Annotated in this window: 11 protein-coding genes and 2 pseudogenes; 5 read left to right on the top strand and 8 right to left on the bottom strand. The window is 74.5% G+C overall.

The genetic code is table 11. The features are described 5' to 3' along the window. Positions 1-252: 252 nt before the first annotated feature. From ACIQOV_RS05815 to ACIQOV_RS05790, 6 genes are all read right to left on the bottom strand, one after another. Complete coding sequence (locus ACIQOV_RS05815) at positions 253-2028, bottom strand: acetyl/propionyl/methylcrotonyl-CoA carboxylase subunit alpha (RefSeq protein ID WP_401045309.1); 1776 nt, start codon at positions 2026-2028, stop codon at positions 253-255. A 236-nt stretch (positions 2029-2264) separates the two neighbouring features. Continuing rightward, the gene (locus ACIQOV_RS05810) at positions 2265-2999 is read right to left on the bottom strand and encodes a hypothetical protein (protein WP_359906076.1); all 735 of its coding nucleotides are present in this window, start codon (positions 2997-2999) and stop codon (positions 2265-2267) included. Between the two features lie 64 nt (positions 3000-3063). After that, entirely contained in the window at positions 3064-3666 is a 603-nt protein-coding gene (locus ACIQOV_RS05805; protein ID WP_401045305.1) for a nucleoside triphosphate pyrophosphatase, read from the bottom strand. Positions 3667-3713: 47 nt separating this feature from the next. Next, positions 3714-3854, bottom strand: coding sequence for a morphogenic membrane protein MmpB (gene mmpB, locus ACIQOV_RS05800; RefSeq protein WP_401045304.1), 141 nt, complete (start codon positions 3852-3854; stop codon positions 3714-3716). Positions 3855-3984: 130 nt separating this feature from the next. Continuing rightward, entirely contained in the window at positions 3985-4206 is a 222-nt protein-coding gene (locus tag ACIQOV_RS05795) for an acyl-CoA carboxylase epsilon subunit (protein ID WP_401045301.1), read from the bottom strand. A 29-nt stretch (positions 4207-4235) separates the two neighbouring features. Beyond that, positions 4236-5825: an acyl-CoA carboxylase subunit beta gene (locus tag ACIQOV_RS05790; RefSeq protein ID WP_359906088.1), complete on the bottom strand. Its 1590-nt coding sequence runs from the start codon at positions 5823-5825 to the stop codon at positions 4236-4238. 232 nt (positions 5826-6057) lie between these two features. Between ACIQOV_RS05790 and ACIQOV_RS05785 the strand changes: the two genes are divergently transcribed. The 3 genes and pseudogenes from ACIQOV_RS05785 to ACIQOV_RS05775 all read left to right on the top strand — a co-directional run. After that, positions 6058-6951, top strand: a complete 894-nt coding sequence (locus tag ACIQOV_RS05785; protein ID WP_401045298.1) for a biotin--[acetyl-CoA-carboxylase] ligase — start codon at positions 6058-6060, stop codon at positions 6949-6951. Positions 6952-7124: 173 nt separating this feature from the next. Then, positions 7125-8249, top strand: coding sequence for an adenylate/guanylate cyclase domain-containing protein (locus ACIQOV_RS05780; RefSeq protein ID WP_401045297.1), 1125 nt, complete (start codon positions 7125-7127; stop codon positions 8247-8249). A gap of 446 nt (positions 8250-8695) precedes the next feature. Next, positions 8696-9853 (top strand): annotated as a pseudogene (locus ACIQOV_RS05775) (diguanylate cyclase domain-containing protein); the annotation flags it as partial. A gap of 727 nt (positions 9854-10580) precedes the next feature. Here ACIQOV_RS05775 and ACIQOV_RS05770 read toward each other — a convergent pair. Continuing rightward, positions 10581-11201 carry a TetR/AcrR family transcriptional regulator gene (locus ACIQOV_RS05770; protein ID WP_401045295.1) on the bottom strand — a complete coding sequence of 207 codons (621 nt, stop codon included), beginning with the start codon at positions 11199-11201 and terminating at the stop codon, positions 10581-10583. Between the two features lie 123 nt (positions 11202-11324). Between ACIQOV_RS05770 and ACIQOV_RS05765 the strand changes: the two genes are divergently transcribed. Together ACIQOV_RS05765 and hutH are read left to right on the top strand one after the other, a co-directional pair. Then, a complete protein-coding gene (locus tag ACIQOV_RS05765; RefSeq protein ID WP_401045311.1) occupies positions 11325-12491 on the top strand; it encodes a macrolide family glycosyltransferase in 1167 nt (388 codons plus the stop codon). A 128-nt stretch (positions 12492-12619) separates the two neighbouring features. Continuing rightward, on the top strand, positions 12620-14197 hold the full coding sequence (gene hutH / locus ACIQOV_RS05760) for a histidine ammonia-lyase (protein ID WP_401045292.1): 1578 nt from the start codon (positions 12620-12622) through the stop codon (positions 14195-14197). 46 nt (positions 14198-14243) lie between these two features. Here hutH and ACIQOV_RS05755 read toward each other — a convergent pair. Beyond that, positions 14244-14476: pseudogene (locus ACIQOV_RS05755) on the bottom strand (hypothetical protein); the annotation flags it as partial.

The raw sequence follows: 14476 nt of genomic DNA, 5'->3' as shown, positions 1-14476 counted from the left end.
GATGGCCCGCCGCGGCGGCCCGCCCCCCGGCGGCGCCCCGCTGCCCGGCCAGCGCCGCCCCGGCGCGCACGGCGGACCGGTCGGCCCGGGCGGCATGCCGACCCGGCTGGCCGAGCTGGGGCTGCCGCGCGGGCGCTGAGCCCGCGGGGAGTCCGCGGGACGCGACCGGCGGACCCCGGAAACGCGACCGGTCCGCACGCCCCCGATGGGCGTGTCGGACCGGTCCGGGGGACGGTGCCTCCCGCGGCGGCGTCAGTCCTTGATCTCGCAGAGCGCGGCGCCGCTGCTGACGCTCGCGCCCACCTCGGCCTTGAGACCGGAGACGGTGCCCGCCTTGTGGGCGTTCAGCGGCTGCTCCATCTTCATCGCCTCCAGGACCACGATCAGCTCGCCCTCGGCGACGACCTGGCCCTCCTCCACGGCGACCTTGACGATGGTGCCCTGCATCGGCGAGGCCAGGGTGTCGCCGCTGACGGCCGAACCGGCCTTCTTGGCGCCCACCCGGCGCTTGGCCTTGGCGGCACCCGCCGCACCGGCCGCCGGGGCCGTCGCGACGCCCAGCGAGGACGGCAGCGAGACCTCGATCCGCTTGCCGCCGACCTCGACCACCACGGTCTCCCGGGTCTCGGCCTCCTCGCCGTCACCGGCCGCGCCGGCGAACGGCGGGATGGTGTTGTCGAACTCGGTCTCGATCCACCGGGTGAAGACCTTGAACGGCTCGTCGCTGCCGTGCACCTCCGGCGCGAACGCCGGGTCGACGACGGCCGCCCGGTGGAACGGGATGGCGGTGGCCATGCCCTCCACCTTGAACTCGGCCAGCGCGCGGCGGGCCCGCTCCAGGGCCTGCTTGCGGTCGCGGCCGGTGACGACCAGCTTGGCCAGCAGCGAGTCCCAGGCCGGGCCGATGACCGAGCCGGTCTCCACGCCGGAGTCCAGGCGCACGCCCGGGCCGGACGGCGGGGCGAACAGCGTCACGGTGCCGGGCGCGGGCAGGAAGTTGCGGCCCGGGTCCTCGCCGTTGATGCGGAACTCGAAGGAGTGGCCGCGCACCTCGGGGTCGCCGTAGCCGAGCTCCTCGCCGTCGGCGATCCGGAACATCTCGCGGACCAGGTCGAGGCCGGTGACCTCCTCGGTGACCGGGTGCTCCACCTGGAGACGGGTGTTGACCTCCAGGAAGGAGATCGTGCCGTCCAGGGCGACCAGGAACTCGCAGGTCCCGGCGCCCTCGTAGCCGGCCTCCTTCAGGATGGCCTTGGACGCCCGGTACAGCTCGGCGTTCTGCTCGGCGGTCAGGAACGGCGCGGGCGCCTCCTCGACGAGCTTCTGGTGGCGGCGCTGCAGCGAGCAGTCACGGGTGGAGACGACCACCACGTTGCCGTGCTTGTCGGCCAGGCACTGGGTCTCCACGTGCCGCGGGTTGTCCAGGTAGCGCTCGACGAAGCACTCGCCGCGGCCGAAGGCGGCGACGGCCTCGCGCACCGCGGACTCGTACAGCTCGGGGATCTCCTCCAGCGTGCGGGCGACCTTGAGGCCGCGGCCGCCACCGCCGAAGGCCGCCTTGATGGCGACCGGCAGGCCGTGCTCCCGGGCGAAGACGACGACCTCGTCGGCGCCCGAGACCGGGTCCGGCGTGCCGGCCACCAGCGGGGCACCGGCCCGCTGGGCGACGTGCCGGGCGGTCACCTTGTCGCCGAGGTCGCGGATGGCCTGCGGCGGCGGGCCGATCCAGATCAGACCCGCGTCGAGGACGGCCTGGGCGAAGTCGGCGTTCTCCGACAGGAACCCGTAGCCGGGGTGGACGGCGTCGGCGCCGGAGTCGGCGGCCGCCCTGAGGACCTTGGCGATGTCCAGGTAGCTGGTAGCGGGGGTGTCACCGCCCAGCGCGTAAGCCTCGTCGGCCGCGCGGACGTGCAGCGCATCCCGGTCCGGCTCGGCGTAGACGGCGACGCTGGCGATACCGGCGTCCGAGCAGGCCCTGGCGACGCGGACGGCGATTTCCCCGCGGTTGGCGATGAGCACCTTGCGCACTGTGGCTCCCTTCTTGAACCTCGTTGAGTTTATGGATTCCTGGGCAGTACCGGCGAGTAGCCCCGGGTTGTGAACTATCCCACACGCTCGGTGATGGCTTTTCCGGCCCCTTCCGCGGCCCCGCGGACGACGCCGCAGGTCGGCGCCGGTCCCCCCGGATCGGGCGGGGCCACGGCGGGTGACCGGCCGGCGGCGTGGCGGGGAGGTGGCATCGGCCACAGTCTCGCGCGGACCGCTCAAGCGGCGCCTGAGCGGGCGCCTGGCCGCTGCAGCGCCTCGGCCGTCACGTCGGCCGCCACCTCGACCATGTCCGGCCCGTACGCCTCCGGATTGACCACCCGCAGGACGAGCGCGAAGGTGCCGTCCTGCCCGTACCTCCGGGCGAGTTCGCGGTGGTGCGCGACCAGGTGGCGCACCCCGGCCTGGTTGGCGACGCCGGTCTGGCCGGCGACCAGGAACACCGGGCGGCCGCCGTCCGGGGTGGAGATCCGGGCGAGCAGGGCGTGCGCCTGGTCGCGGTCGGCGGTGTAGTCGCGCTCGCCCACCACGATCACGTTGCTGCCGGGACCCGGCCCGGAGGTGACGAGCACGCCGGGCAGGGCCCAGGCCAGGTGCGCGGCCATCCGCTCGTTGCTGACCGGACCGCCCAGGCACAGCTCGGTCTTGGCGCCCAGGCCGCGGTGCGCGGCGTCGTGGGCGACCAGTTCGGGACGCGCCCCGCACTCCTCGACCAGCCCGGCCAGCCACATCAGCGCGTAGGCGTCGCGCCGGGTCACGGTGTGCGCGTGCGAGCCCGTCCCGATGCTGCGCGGCACCACGATCAGGCACTCGCTGCCGCTCGGCAGCCCGAAGAACGCCCGCACCCGTTCGACCTTGCGGCGCCGCCGCAGCACCTGGGCCAGCCAGCCGAGGACAGCGCTGATCGCACTGGCCACCAGGCCGAGCACCACGTTGAGCACGCTGTCGGTCATCTTCCGCGCCCCTCCCCGTTCGGACGCCGGTCAGCTTAGGGCGACAGGGGCGCGGTGCGGCAGGTCAGTCGGCCCACAGATCGGTGATGCGCACGCCCAGGTCGGCGAGCAGCCGGCGCAGCAGCGGCAGGGAGAGGCCGATGACGTTGCCCGGATCGCCGTCGATGCCGTCGATGAACGGCGCCGAGCGGCCGTCCAGGGTGAACGCCCCGGCCACGTGCAGCGGTTCGCCCGAGGCCACGTACGCGGCGACCTCGGCGTCGTCCGGGGTGCCGAAGCGGACGGTGGTGGAGGCGGTGGCCGAGGACTGCCGGCCGGTCGTGGTGTCGATCACGCAGTGGCCGGTGCGCAGCACGCCGGCGCGCCCGCGCATCGACTGCCAGCGGGCCAGCGCCTCGGCGGCGTCGGCGGGCTTGCCGAGGGCCCGGCCGTCCAGTTCCAGGACGGAGTCGCAGCCGATCACCAGCTCGCCGTCGGCGAGTTCGGCGGCGACGGCCTTCGCCTTGGCCTCGGCCAGCACGAGCGCGAGTTCGGCGGGGGTGGCGGCGGTGATCGCGTCCTCGTCGACGCCGCTGACCACCACGCGCGGGTCGAGGCCCGCCTGGCGCAGCAGCCCGAGGCGGGCGGGGGAGGCGGAGGCGAGGACGAGGGCGCGCTGGTCGGTCATGCCCACCAGGGTAGGGGGTGCTCCTATCCGCCGTTCGGGTGAACGGTTCAGCTGAAGGGCTGGGAGAGCATCATCAGCACGGCGCCGACCAGCACCAGGACGGCGATCACCTTGCCGGCCCGCTGCATCCGCTCCTGCATCCGACGGGCCTCGGGCGAGGGCTCGTCACGGGGATCTGACCAGAGCACCCGTCCAGAGTGCGCCGCGCGGGGCGCGGGCGCCTGAGTATCCGTACTCAGGTTCCGGGCGGAGCGGGCGCCCGGGAACACGCGGAGCGGGCGGCCGGCGGGGCCGGTCGCCCGCTCCGCACGGCGGGTGTCAGTGCGCCCAGCCCGAGGTCCGCCAGGCGTTCACGGCGGGGCGGACGGCGGGGCGGTGCAGGCGGGCGCGGTCGTTCCAGGGGGACGCCGGGCCGGCACCGGCCAGGCGCGCCGCCTCGGCGGCGGCCTGCGCGGCGGCGGCCCGGGCCTGGACCACCGCCAGGACGGTGGCCAGTTCCTCGGGGGTCGGCTGCCCGTGCAGTACGTGGATCGGGGACATGGCTGCTTCTCTCCCGACAGGGACGGGGCCTACAGGGGGATGTTGCCGTGCTTCTTCGGCGGCAGCACCTCGCGCTTGCCGCGCAGCGCCCGCAGACCGCGGACGATGTGCCGGCGGGTCTCGCTCGGCGCGATCACCGCGTCCACGTAGCCGCGCTCGGCCGCCAGGTACGGGTTCAGCAGGGTGTCCTCGTACGAGGCGATCAGCTCGGCCCGCTTCTCCTCGACGGTGCCGGCCGCCTCGGCCTCGGCGATCTCCCGGCGGTGCAGGATGTTGACCGCGCCCTGCGCGCCCATCACGGCGATCTGCGCGGTCGGCCAGGCCAGGTTGAGGTCGGCGCCCAGGTGCTTGGAGCCCATGACGTCGTACGCGCCGCCGAAGGCCTTGCGGGTGATCACGGTGATCAGCGGGACGGTGGCCTCGGCGTAGGCGTAGATCAGCTTGGCGCCGCGCCGGATGATGCCGTCCCACTCCTGCTCGGTGCCGGGCAGGAAGCCGGGCACGTCGACGAAGGTCAGCACCGGGACGTTGAACGAGTCGCAGGTGCGGATGAAGCGGGCGGCCTTCTCGCTGGCGTTGATGTCCAGGCACCCGGCCAGGTCCATCGGCTGGCTGCCGACGATGCCGACGGACTGGCCCTCGACCCGGCCGAAGCCGGTGATGATGTTGCCCGCGTACAGCGGCTGGGTCTCCAGGAACTCGCCGTCGTCGACGATGTGCTCGATCACCGTGCGCATGTCGTACGGCTGGTTCGCCGAGTCCGGCACGATGGTGTCGAGTTCGAGGTCCTCCTCGGTGACCGTGAGGTCGGCCTGCTCGGGGTAGGACGGCGGGTCGCTCAGGTTGTTGGACGGCAGGTACGAGAGCAGGCTCTTGACGTACTCGATCGCCTCCTTCTCGTCGGCGGCCAGGTAGTGCGCGTTGCCCGACTTGGCGTTGTGGGTGCGCGCGCCGCCCAGCTCCTCCATCGCGACGTCCTCGCCGGTGACGGTCTTGATCACGTCCGGGCCGGTGATGAACATGTGCGAGGTCCGGTCGGCCATCACCACGAAGTCGGTGATCGCGGGGGAGTACACCGCGCCGCCCGCGCAGGGGCCCATGATCAGCGAGATCTGCGGGACGACGCCGGAGGCGTGCACGTTGCGCCGGAAGATCTCGCCGTACAGGCCGAGCGAGACCACGCCCTCCTGGATCCGGGCGCCGCCGGAGTCGTTGATGCCGATGACCGGGCAGCCGGTCTTCAGCGCGAAGTCCATCACCTTGACGATCTTCTCGCCGAACACCTCGCCGAGCGAGCCGCCGAAGACGGTGAAGTCCTGGGCGAACACGGCGACCTGGCGGCCGTCCACGGTGCCGTAGCCGGTCACCACGCCGTCGCCGTACGGCCGGTTCTTCTCCTGGCCGAAGTTGGTCGAGCGGTGCCGGGCGAACTCGTCGAACTCCACGAAGGAGTCCTCGTCCAACAGTTCCGCGACCCGCTCGCGGGCGGTCAGCTTGCCCTTGGCGTGCTGCTTCTCCACGGCCTTCGCGGAGCCGGAGTGCACCGCCTCGTCCAGCCTTCGCCGCAGGTCGGCGAGCTTGCCGGCGGTGGTGTGGGGGTCGTACGACGCCTCGGTCATCCGGTGGCTCTCCCTGATCCATGGCCGCGACCTGTTCGAGTGCGCGCGGGGCCGGGTGGTGGGCCCGCGCATGAGGGCAGGGCGGCGCTACGAACTACCGCTGGGTAGCGTAGCCAGCGCGGAGGGCGATGCGGCACGTCCTGGCGTCATGACCATCGACACAGTTCTGTTGACGGGTGTTCTGCGGGACGATGGGGCGGCCTGCGTCCCGGATCGGTCCTAGGGTTTTCCCATGACCGCACCCGAGACCCCCCGCCGCAGCGGACTGCGCGGCTTCGGCCACGCCGGACCGTCGCCCTGGACCGACCTGGACCGTCCGCCGCTGGACGAGGAGGCGCTGCGCCACGACCTGCTCGTCCCGGGCGGCCTGTGGACCTCGCTGGACGTCGTCGCCGAGACCGGCTCCACCAACAGCGACCTCGCCGCCCGGGCCGCGGCGGGCGCCGCCCAGGGCGCGGTGCTGGTGGCCGAGGCACAGAGTGCCGCCCGCGGCCGGCTGGGCCGGCAGTGGACCGCCCCGCCCCGCTCCGGGCTGTTCCTGTCCGTGCTGCTGCGCCCCGAGGGGGTGCCGGTCGAGCGGTACGGCTGGCTGCCGATCCTGGCCGGGGTGGCCGCGGCCAGCACGCTCGGCCGGGTCGCCGGGGTCGAGGTCGGCCTGAAGTGGCCCAACGACCTCCAGACGGAGATCGACGGCGCGGAGCGCAAGCTCGGCGGCATCCTCACCGAGCTGTCGGGCGGCGCGGTGGTGGTCGGCATGGGCCTCAACGTCTCGCTGCGCACGGAGGAACTGCCCGTCCCCGCCGCCGCCTCGCTCGCGCTGGCCGGCGCCTCCACCACCGACCGGGGCACCCTGCTGCGCGCCCTGCTGCGCGAGCTGGCCGAGCTGTACCGGGAGTGGACGGCCGCCGCGGGCGACCCGCACGCCAGCGACCTGCTGCGCGCCTACGCGGACCGCTGCACCACGCTCGGCCGCCGGGTGAAGGTGCACCTGCCGGGCGACCGCGAGCTGGTCGGCGAGGCGGTGGCGGTGGACGGCGACGGGCGGCTGGTGGTCCGCACGCCCGACGGCGTACGCCGGGCGGTCGGTGCCGGGGACGTCGTCCACGTGCGCCCCGAGGCCCGCTGAACGGCAGTCTTCACCACCCCTTGACCCGGGCTGATGCCCCGGATCCGACGATTCCGTGCGAACATTCCACCTGGCAGCGGTGTGAGGCGCGCCACTGTCCGCCCGGGTGGCGGACGGCGCGCCCGGACAGGTAGGACACGAGGCGAGTGCGGCGATCGCACGGGGACGGACCGGTGGCAGAGGACGGCAGCAGCGGCGCGACGGCGGGCAGCAACGACCCCACGGTCGCGCTCGAACTGGAACGCCTGATCCTGGACGCGCCGCGCCGCTACACCCCGTACCAGGCCGCGCGCGCCGCCGACGTCCCGATGGAGCTGGCCACCCGGTTCTGGCGCGCCATGGGCTTCCCCGACATCGGCCAGTCCCGCGCGCTCACCGACGGCGACGTGATCGCGCTGCGGCGCCTGGCCGGCCTGGTGGAGTCCGGGCTGCTCAGCGAGTCGATGGCGATCCAGGTGGCCCGTTCCACCGGCCAGACCACGGCCCGGCTGGCCGGCTGGCAGATGGACACCTTCCTGGAGAACCTCACCCAGTCCGTCGAGCCCGGGCTGACCCGGGCCGACGTCGCGTACCCGCTGGTCGAGCTGCTGCTGCCGGAGCTGGAACAGTTCCTGGTGTACGTCTGGCGGCGCCAGCTGGCGGCCGTCACCGGCCGGGTGGTGCAGGCCGCCGAGGACAACGAGATCACCAGCGGACGGCTCGCCGTCGGCTTCGCCGACCTGGTCGGCTTCACCCGGCTGTCCCGGCGGCTGGAGGAGGAGGAGCTCGGCGAGCTGGTCGAGACCTTCGAGAACACCTGTTCGGACCTGATCGCCGGCCAGGGCGGCCGGGTGATCAAGACGCTCGGCGACGAGATCCTCTACGTCTCCGAGGACCCGGCGACCGCCGCCGAGATCGCGCTGAGCCTGATCGAGGCGCTGGCCGGGGACGACACCATCCCGCCGCTGCGGGTCGGCATGGCCTTCGGCACGGTCACCTCGCGGATGGGCGACGTCTTCGGCACCACCGTCAACCTGGCCAGCCGGCTGACCTCGATCGCCCCCAAGGACGCGGTGCTGATCGACGGCGAGTTCGCCGCCGCGCTGGAGCAGAACGGCAGCGTCGCCCCGGCCGACTCGGAGGGGCCGGGCCTGGCCGAGGCGCTGTCGGCCGCGGTCGGGATGCCCGCCTCCGGGCTGCCGATGCCGGGCCCGGAGGCCGGGGCCCGGTTCCACCTGCAGCCGATGTGGCGGCGGCCGGTGCGGGGGCTCGGACTGGTCGAGCCGTGGCTGCTCACCCGGCGGCTGAAGGCCGAGTAGCGCTCCGCCCGCGGGGAAGGCGAACAGTGGCCCGCCGCCCGCGGGGAAGGCGAATAGCGCTCCGCCTGCGGGGAAGGCGTGGGGGCGGAGAAGCCGTCCGCGGTGCGGAGGTCCGTGGGCGCGCTCTCCCGTGGTGGGTGCGCTCTCCGGCGATGGGTGCGGCTCTCCCGCGGCGGGTACGGCTTTCCGGGTGCCGAACGGTTGAAACCCGTACGGTCGGCTGCGGGTCCGTCCGGGCAAACGGGGCATAAGCGAAGGAAACCGCCATAGTCTTGGTGCAAGCGGCCGGTCGGCGGGGGTCTGGCAGGACCGAGCACAGGGAGCGAGGCGAGCCGGTGAGCAGCGAGGCGATCATGACGGACCGCGACTGCGACTGCGGCCGTCCGCGGAACCCCGACCCGCTGCCCGACCTGAGGCTGCAGTCCGTGGTCGAGCTCGCCCAGGACATGGCCGCCGCGCTCACCCCGCTGGAGGCCGTCCGGGCCGCCGCCACCCGGGCCACCGAGGCGCTCGGCGCCACCATGGCCGCCGTCTCGGTCTGGGACCGGGAGTCCGGCCGGCTGCGGGTCCTGGTCAACCACGGAGAACTCGCCCCGGGCGAGGAGGAACTGCCCGAGGACGAGTCGTACCCGGTCGCCGACTTCCCCGAGATCGTCACGTACCTGGAGGAACGCTGGACCACCGGGCGGCTGCCGCGCGCCTGGCTGCAGACCGCCGAGAACAGCGAGCCGCACGCCGGGCACGCCCACCCGACCGCCGGCGCGTACTGCCAGGAGCGCGCCGCGGCGCTGCGCCGGCGCGGGCGGGCCTGCTGCGTGGTCGCGCCGATCGTGCTGCACGGCCAGGCCTGGGGCGAGCTCTACCTCGCCCGGTCGGCCGGGATGCCCGGGTTCACCGAGGGCGACGCCGACTACGCGACGCTGCTCGCCGCCCAGGTCTCGGCCGGGCTGGCGCAGACCGAGCGCCTCGCCGACCTGCGCAGGCTCGCCTTCTCCGACCCGCTCACCGGCCTGGCCAACCGGCGGGCCGTCGACGCCCGGCTGGAGAGCGCGCTGGAGGCGCACAACCGGGACAACACCGTGGTCTCCCTGGTGGTCTGCGACGTCAACGGACTGAAACGGGTCAACGACCAGCTCGGCCACGAGATGGGCGACCGGCTGCTGGAGCGGTTCGCCCACCAGCTCTCGCTGGCCGCCGCCAAGCTCCCCGGCAGCCTCGCCGCCCGGCTCGGCGGCGACGAGTTCTGCCTGCTGGTGGAGGGGCAGAAGGCCGACGAGGTGGTCGCCGTCGCCGAGGAGCTGTGCGCCCGGGCGCTCGCGCTCTCCGAGGGCGAGGGCGTGGCCTGCGGCGTCGCCTCCACCGGGGACTCGATCGGGCCCGTCACCACCCCCGACCGGCTGTTCCGGCTCGCCGACGCCGCCCAGTACCGGGCCAAGGCGGCCCGGGCCGCCCACCCGGTGGTCGCCGGGCGCAGCCACGGCCCCGGATTCTCGCCCGACCCCACCGTGCTGCTCGCCGACGCCGCCGACCCGCACCACCGGGCGGACGGGCGGCGCGGGCCGAACGGCCGGGCCGGGGCGGGCGACCGGCGGCGGTTCCGCGGCGCCGCCCACAGCGCCGACCCGGGGCAGCTGCTCACCGCCGTGCTCGCCTCCCTCGACCGGGCCGCCGCGGCCCGGGCCGTCCACCCGGCGGACACCCTCGGCAAGCTGGTCGTGGTCGCCGAGGCCGCCGCCCGGTTGCTGGACGCCGTCGGCTGGTGGGTCTCGTACATTCCGCCGGGCTCCCAGTTCATGCGCACCGCCCAGCACGCCGTCTACCGGATGACCAGCGGCCCCGCCAACGCCCGCGCCGAGACCCAGCGGGCCCGGATCGAGGCCCCCGACGCGGTCTTCGACCTCCGGCACTACCCGATGACCCGCCGCGCCGTGCGCGGCGGCGCCTTCGCCCTGCGGTCGGGTGCGGCCGGCAACGACCCGGCGGAGGAGGCGATGCTCGTCGTCTCCGGCTACCGGGGCATGGTCGCGGCGGGCGGCCAGAACCCGGCCGGCGGCTGGCTGGTGGAGCTCTTCGCCGACGACGCCACCCTGCCGCTGGGCCAGGCCGCCTGCGCCATGCGGGCCCTGGTCTCGGTCGCCCTGGCGGGCCCGGCCTCGCCGCCGGCGGTCTGAGGCGGCACCCCTGGTCGGGGCCCGTCGGCGGACCCGGTGACGGCGCCCCGGGCACCTCGCCGTCGGCACGGCTCCCGCGGTGGGTCCGGCGGGCCGTACACCCGGCCCGCCCTCGTGCCGCTGCTCCGCGTGCCGGTCGCGGTGGTGGCCGTGTGCTGGTTCAGGCGCCGCGGCCGCCGTCGGCGGCGGGCGGGTTGAGCGCCCGGAGGGCGGCGTCGACCAGGAGGTCGGCGTGCTCGTGGGTGAGCGGGCCGAGCCGGAACTGCCAGCGGTAGTTGAGCGGACCGTAGAAGAGTTCGACGGCCAGGTCGAGGTCGGCGTCGGGGGCGATCTGGCCCGCCTCGCGGGCACGGCGGAGGCGGTCGCGGGTGACCTCCAGCAGCGGGTCCAGCAGGCGGGTGCGGTACTCGGCGTGCAGCGCGGGGTCGTTGAGGATCTCGGCGAGGAGCGCGCGGAAGGTGCGGTCGGCGCCCGGGTCGGCGAGCTCGTCGCTGGTGGGGCGCAGGACGGCGCGGAGGTCGGCGGCGAGGTCGCCGGTGTCGGGGAGGGCGAGGCTGCCCTCGTGCTCGCCGGCGGCGAGGAAGGCGTCGAAGACCACCGCCCCCTTCGAGGGCCACCACCGGTAGATGGTCTGCTTGCCGACGCCGGCGCGGGCGGCGATCGCTTCGATGGTCAGCTTGCCGTAGCCGACCTCGGCGACGAGTTCGGTGGCCGCGGTGAGGACGGCGGCGCGGGCGCGCTCGCTGCGGCGGGCGGGGTCGGGGGCGGTTCTGGAAGCCATGGGAAAAATTCTATGCGCAACAGCGAGACGAACCGTATTGTCTTCTCAAGCAACCGCGAGACGGTCCGTCTCGTCTTCATCGCTGCCCCGGAGGTGCCCGTGAACCGCCCCGCACACATCCTGATGGTCTCCATTCCGGCCCATGGCCACGTCAACCCCAGCCTCGCCGTGATCACCGAGCTGGTCGCCCGCGGCCACCGGGTCAGCTACGTCAACGACCCGTCCTTCCGGGAAACCGTCGAGTCCACCGGCGCCGCCTTCGTCCCGTACCCGACGAAGCTGCCGCTCGCCGACGACCCGGACGGCTGGATGGAGGATCCGGTGGCGATCCAGGAACTGTTCCTGGACGACGCGCTCTCCATGTGGCCCGTCCTCCTGGAGGCCTTCGCCGACGACCGGCCCGACCTGGTGCTCTGCGACATCGCGGGCTTCGCGGCCCGGGCGCTCGGCGAGCGGCTGGGGGTGCCGGTCGTGCAGCTGTCGCCCACCTTCGTCGGCTGGGAGGGCTTCGAGCAGGACCTCGCGGAGGTGTTCGAGGCGATCCGCACCGGTCCGGGCGGCGCCGAGCACTACCGCCGGTTCGCCGACTGGCTGGCCGAGGCCGGTGCGGCGCAGCGCGACGTGGACGCCTTCAAGAACCGCCCGGAGCGGGCGATCGCCCTGGTCCCGCGCGCCCTGCAGCCCAACGCCGACCGGGTCGACGAGCGGCGGATCAGTTTCGTCGGGCCCTGCTTCGGCGACCGCGCCCACCAGGGGCGGTGGGAGCGGCCGGCCGGCGCCGAGAAGGTGCTGCTGGTCTCGCTGGGCTCGGCCTTCACCCACCAGCCCGCCTTCTACCGGGCCTGCGTCCGGGCCTTCGGCGAGCTGCCGGGCTGGCACACCGTGCTCCAGATCGGCAGCCACACCGACCCGGCCGAGCTCGGCGAGGTGCCGGACACCGTCGAGGTGCACCGGTGGGTGCCGCAGCTGTCGGTGCTCTCCCAGGCGGACGCCTTCGTCACCCACGCGGGCATGGGCGGCTCCAGCGAGGGGCTGTTCCACGCCGTGCCGATGATCGCGGTGCCGCAGGCCACCGACCAGTTCGCCAACGCGGACGCCCTGGTGGGGCTCGGCGTCGCCCGTCGGCTGGACACCGAGCAGGCCACCGCGGAGGCGCTGCGCGCCGCCCTGCTGGAGCTGGTCGGCGACCCGGCGGTGGCCGAGCGGCTGCGCGAGCTGTCCGCCGCCGGGCGGGCCGAGGGCGGCACCGCCCGGGCGGTGGACCTGATCGAGGCCGAGCTCGTGAGGTGAACTCGTGAGGTGAAGCGGAGGCGGCCCGGGGGCCGCGGTGTGCGGCGCCGGTCCGGAGGGCGGAGAATCCGGATGGCGAGCACCTGTTGTCATATCTTCATTCACCTGATGTGATGGTGTATATGGATATGCACAGTGCTGTGGCCCCCGACGCTCCGCTGGTCCTGGTCGGCAAGGCCGACGTCAGCGCGGAGGACGTCCTCGCCGTCGCCCGGGGCAACGCCCGGGTCGAGATCGGCCCCGACGCGCTGGCCGAGATGGCGGTCGCCCGCGCGCGGATCGACGCCCTCGCGGCCGAGCCGCGCCCCGTCTACGGCGTGTCGACCGGCTTCGGCGCGCTCGCCGTGCGCCACATCAGCCCCGAGCTGCGCGCCCAGCTGCAGCGGTCGCTGGTGCGCTCGCACGCCGCCGGCATGGGGCCGGCGGTCGAGCGCGAGGTGGTCCGCGCGCTGGTGTTCCTGCGGATGAAGACGCTGGCCTCCGGCCGAACCGGCGTCCGGCCGCTGGTCGCCCGGACCATGGCCGCCCTGCTCAACGCGGGCATCACCCCGGTGGTGCGGGAGTTCGGCTCGCTCGGCTGCTCCGGCGACCTCGCGCCGCTGTCGCACTGCGCACTGGTCCTGATGGGCGAGGGCACCGCCACCGGCCCGGACGGCGTGGAGAAGCCCGCCGCCGAACTGCTCGCCGCCGCCGGGATCGAGCCCGTCGAGCTGCTGGAGAAGGAGGGCCTCGCCCTCATCAACGGCACCGACGGCATGCTCGGCATGCTGGTGATGGCCATCGCCGACCTCCAGCGGCTGTTCACCACCGCCGACATCACCGCCGCGATGAGCCTGGAGGCGCTGCTCGGCACCGAGAAGGTGCTCGCCCCCGAGCTGCACGCCCCGATCCGTCCGCACCCGGGCCAGGCGCTGAGCGCCGCCAACATGCTCGCCGTCCTCAAGGACTCCGGCCTCACCGGCCACCACCAGGACGACGCGCCGCGGGTCCAGGACGCCTACTCGATCCGCTGCGCCCCGCAGGTCGCCGGCGCCGGCCGGGACACCCTGGAGCACGCCCGGCTGGTCGCCTCGCGCGAACTGGCCGCCTCGGTCGACAACCCGGTGGTGCTGCCGGACGGCCGGGTGGAGTCCAACGGCAACTTCCACGGCGCCCCGGTCGCCTACGTGCTGGACTTCCTCGCCATCGCCGCCGCCGACCTCGGCTCGATCTCCGAGCGCCGCACCGACCGGCTGCTCGACAAGGCCCGCTCGCACGGCCTGCCGGCCTTCCTGGCCGACGACCCGGGCGTGGACTCCGGCCTGATGATCGCCCAGTACACCCAGGCGGCGCTGGTCAGCGAGAACAAGCGGCTCGCCGTCCCGGCCTCGGTCGACTCGATCCCCTCCTCCGCGATGCAGGAGGACCACGTGTCGATGGGCTGGTCGGCCGCGCGCAAGCTGCGCCAGGCCGTGGCCAACCTCGGCCGGATCCTCGCCGTCGAACTCACCGCGTCCGCCCGGGCGCTGGAGATCCGTCAGCAGGCCGACGCGTCGGGCCGCGTCGCCCCGGCCACCGCGGCCGCCATGGCCGCCGCCCGGGAGGCGGGCGTCGGCGGCGCCGGCCGCGACCGCTTCCTCTCGCCCGACCTGGAGGCCGCCGCCGAGCTGGTCGCCTCCGGCGAGCTGGTGCGGGCGGTCGAGCGGGTCACCGGCCCGCTGGCCTGAGCCCCGGCCGGCCGGGGTCGTGGCGTCGCCGCGGAGTGACGGGGGCTCAGTCCCAGTCGCTCCGCGGCGAGCGCTCCGCGCGGTCCCGGCGGTTGCGCAGCTCGCCCAGGGCGGCCGCCAGGTTGACCCCGACGATGCCCGCCCAGCAGACCACCAGACCGGCGAAGCCGCCGCTCTCCGGGCTGCCCGCGATCGCCGTCAGCGGGATGCCGAGGACCAGCGAGGTCACCGCGAGCCCGGTGTTGGAGCGCTTGCCCCAGCCCGAACGGCGGGGCTGCC

This window comes from Kitasatospora sp. NPDC091257 (assembly GCF_044757675.1).
GTDB classification, from domain to species: domain Bacteria; phylum Actinomycetota; class Actinomycetes; order Streptomycetales; family Streptomycetaceae; genus Kitasatospora; species Kitasatospora lactacystinica.
The sequence above is the reverse complement of the archived record's forward strand: the minus strand, read 5'-3'. Positions and strand labels throughout refer to the sequence as shown.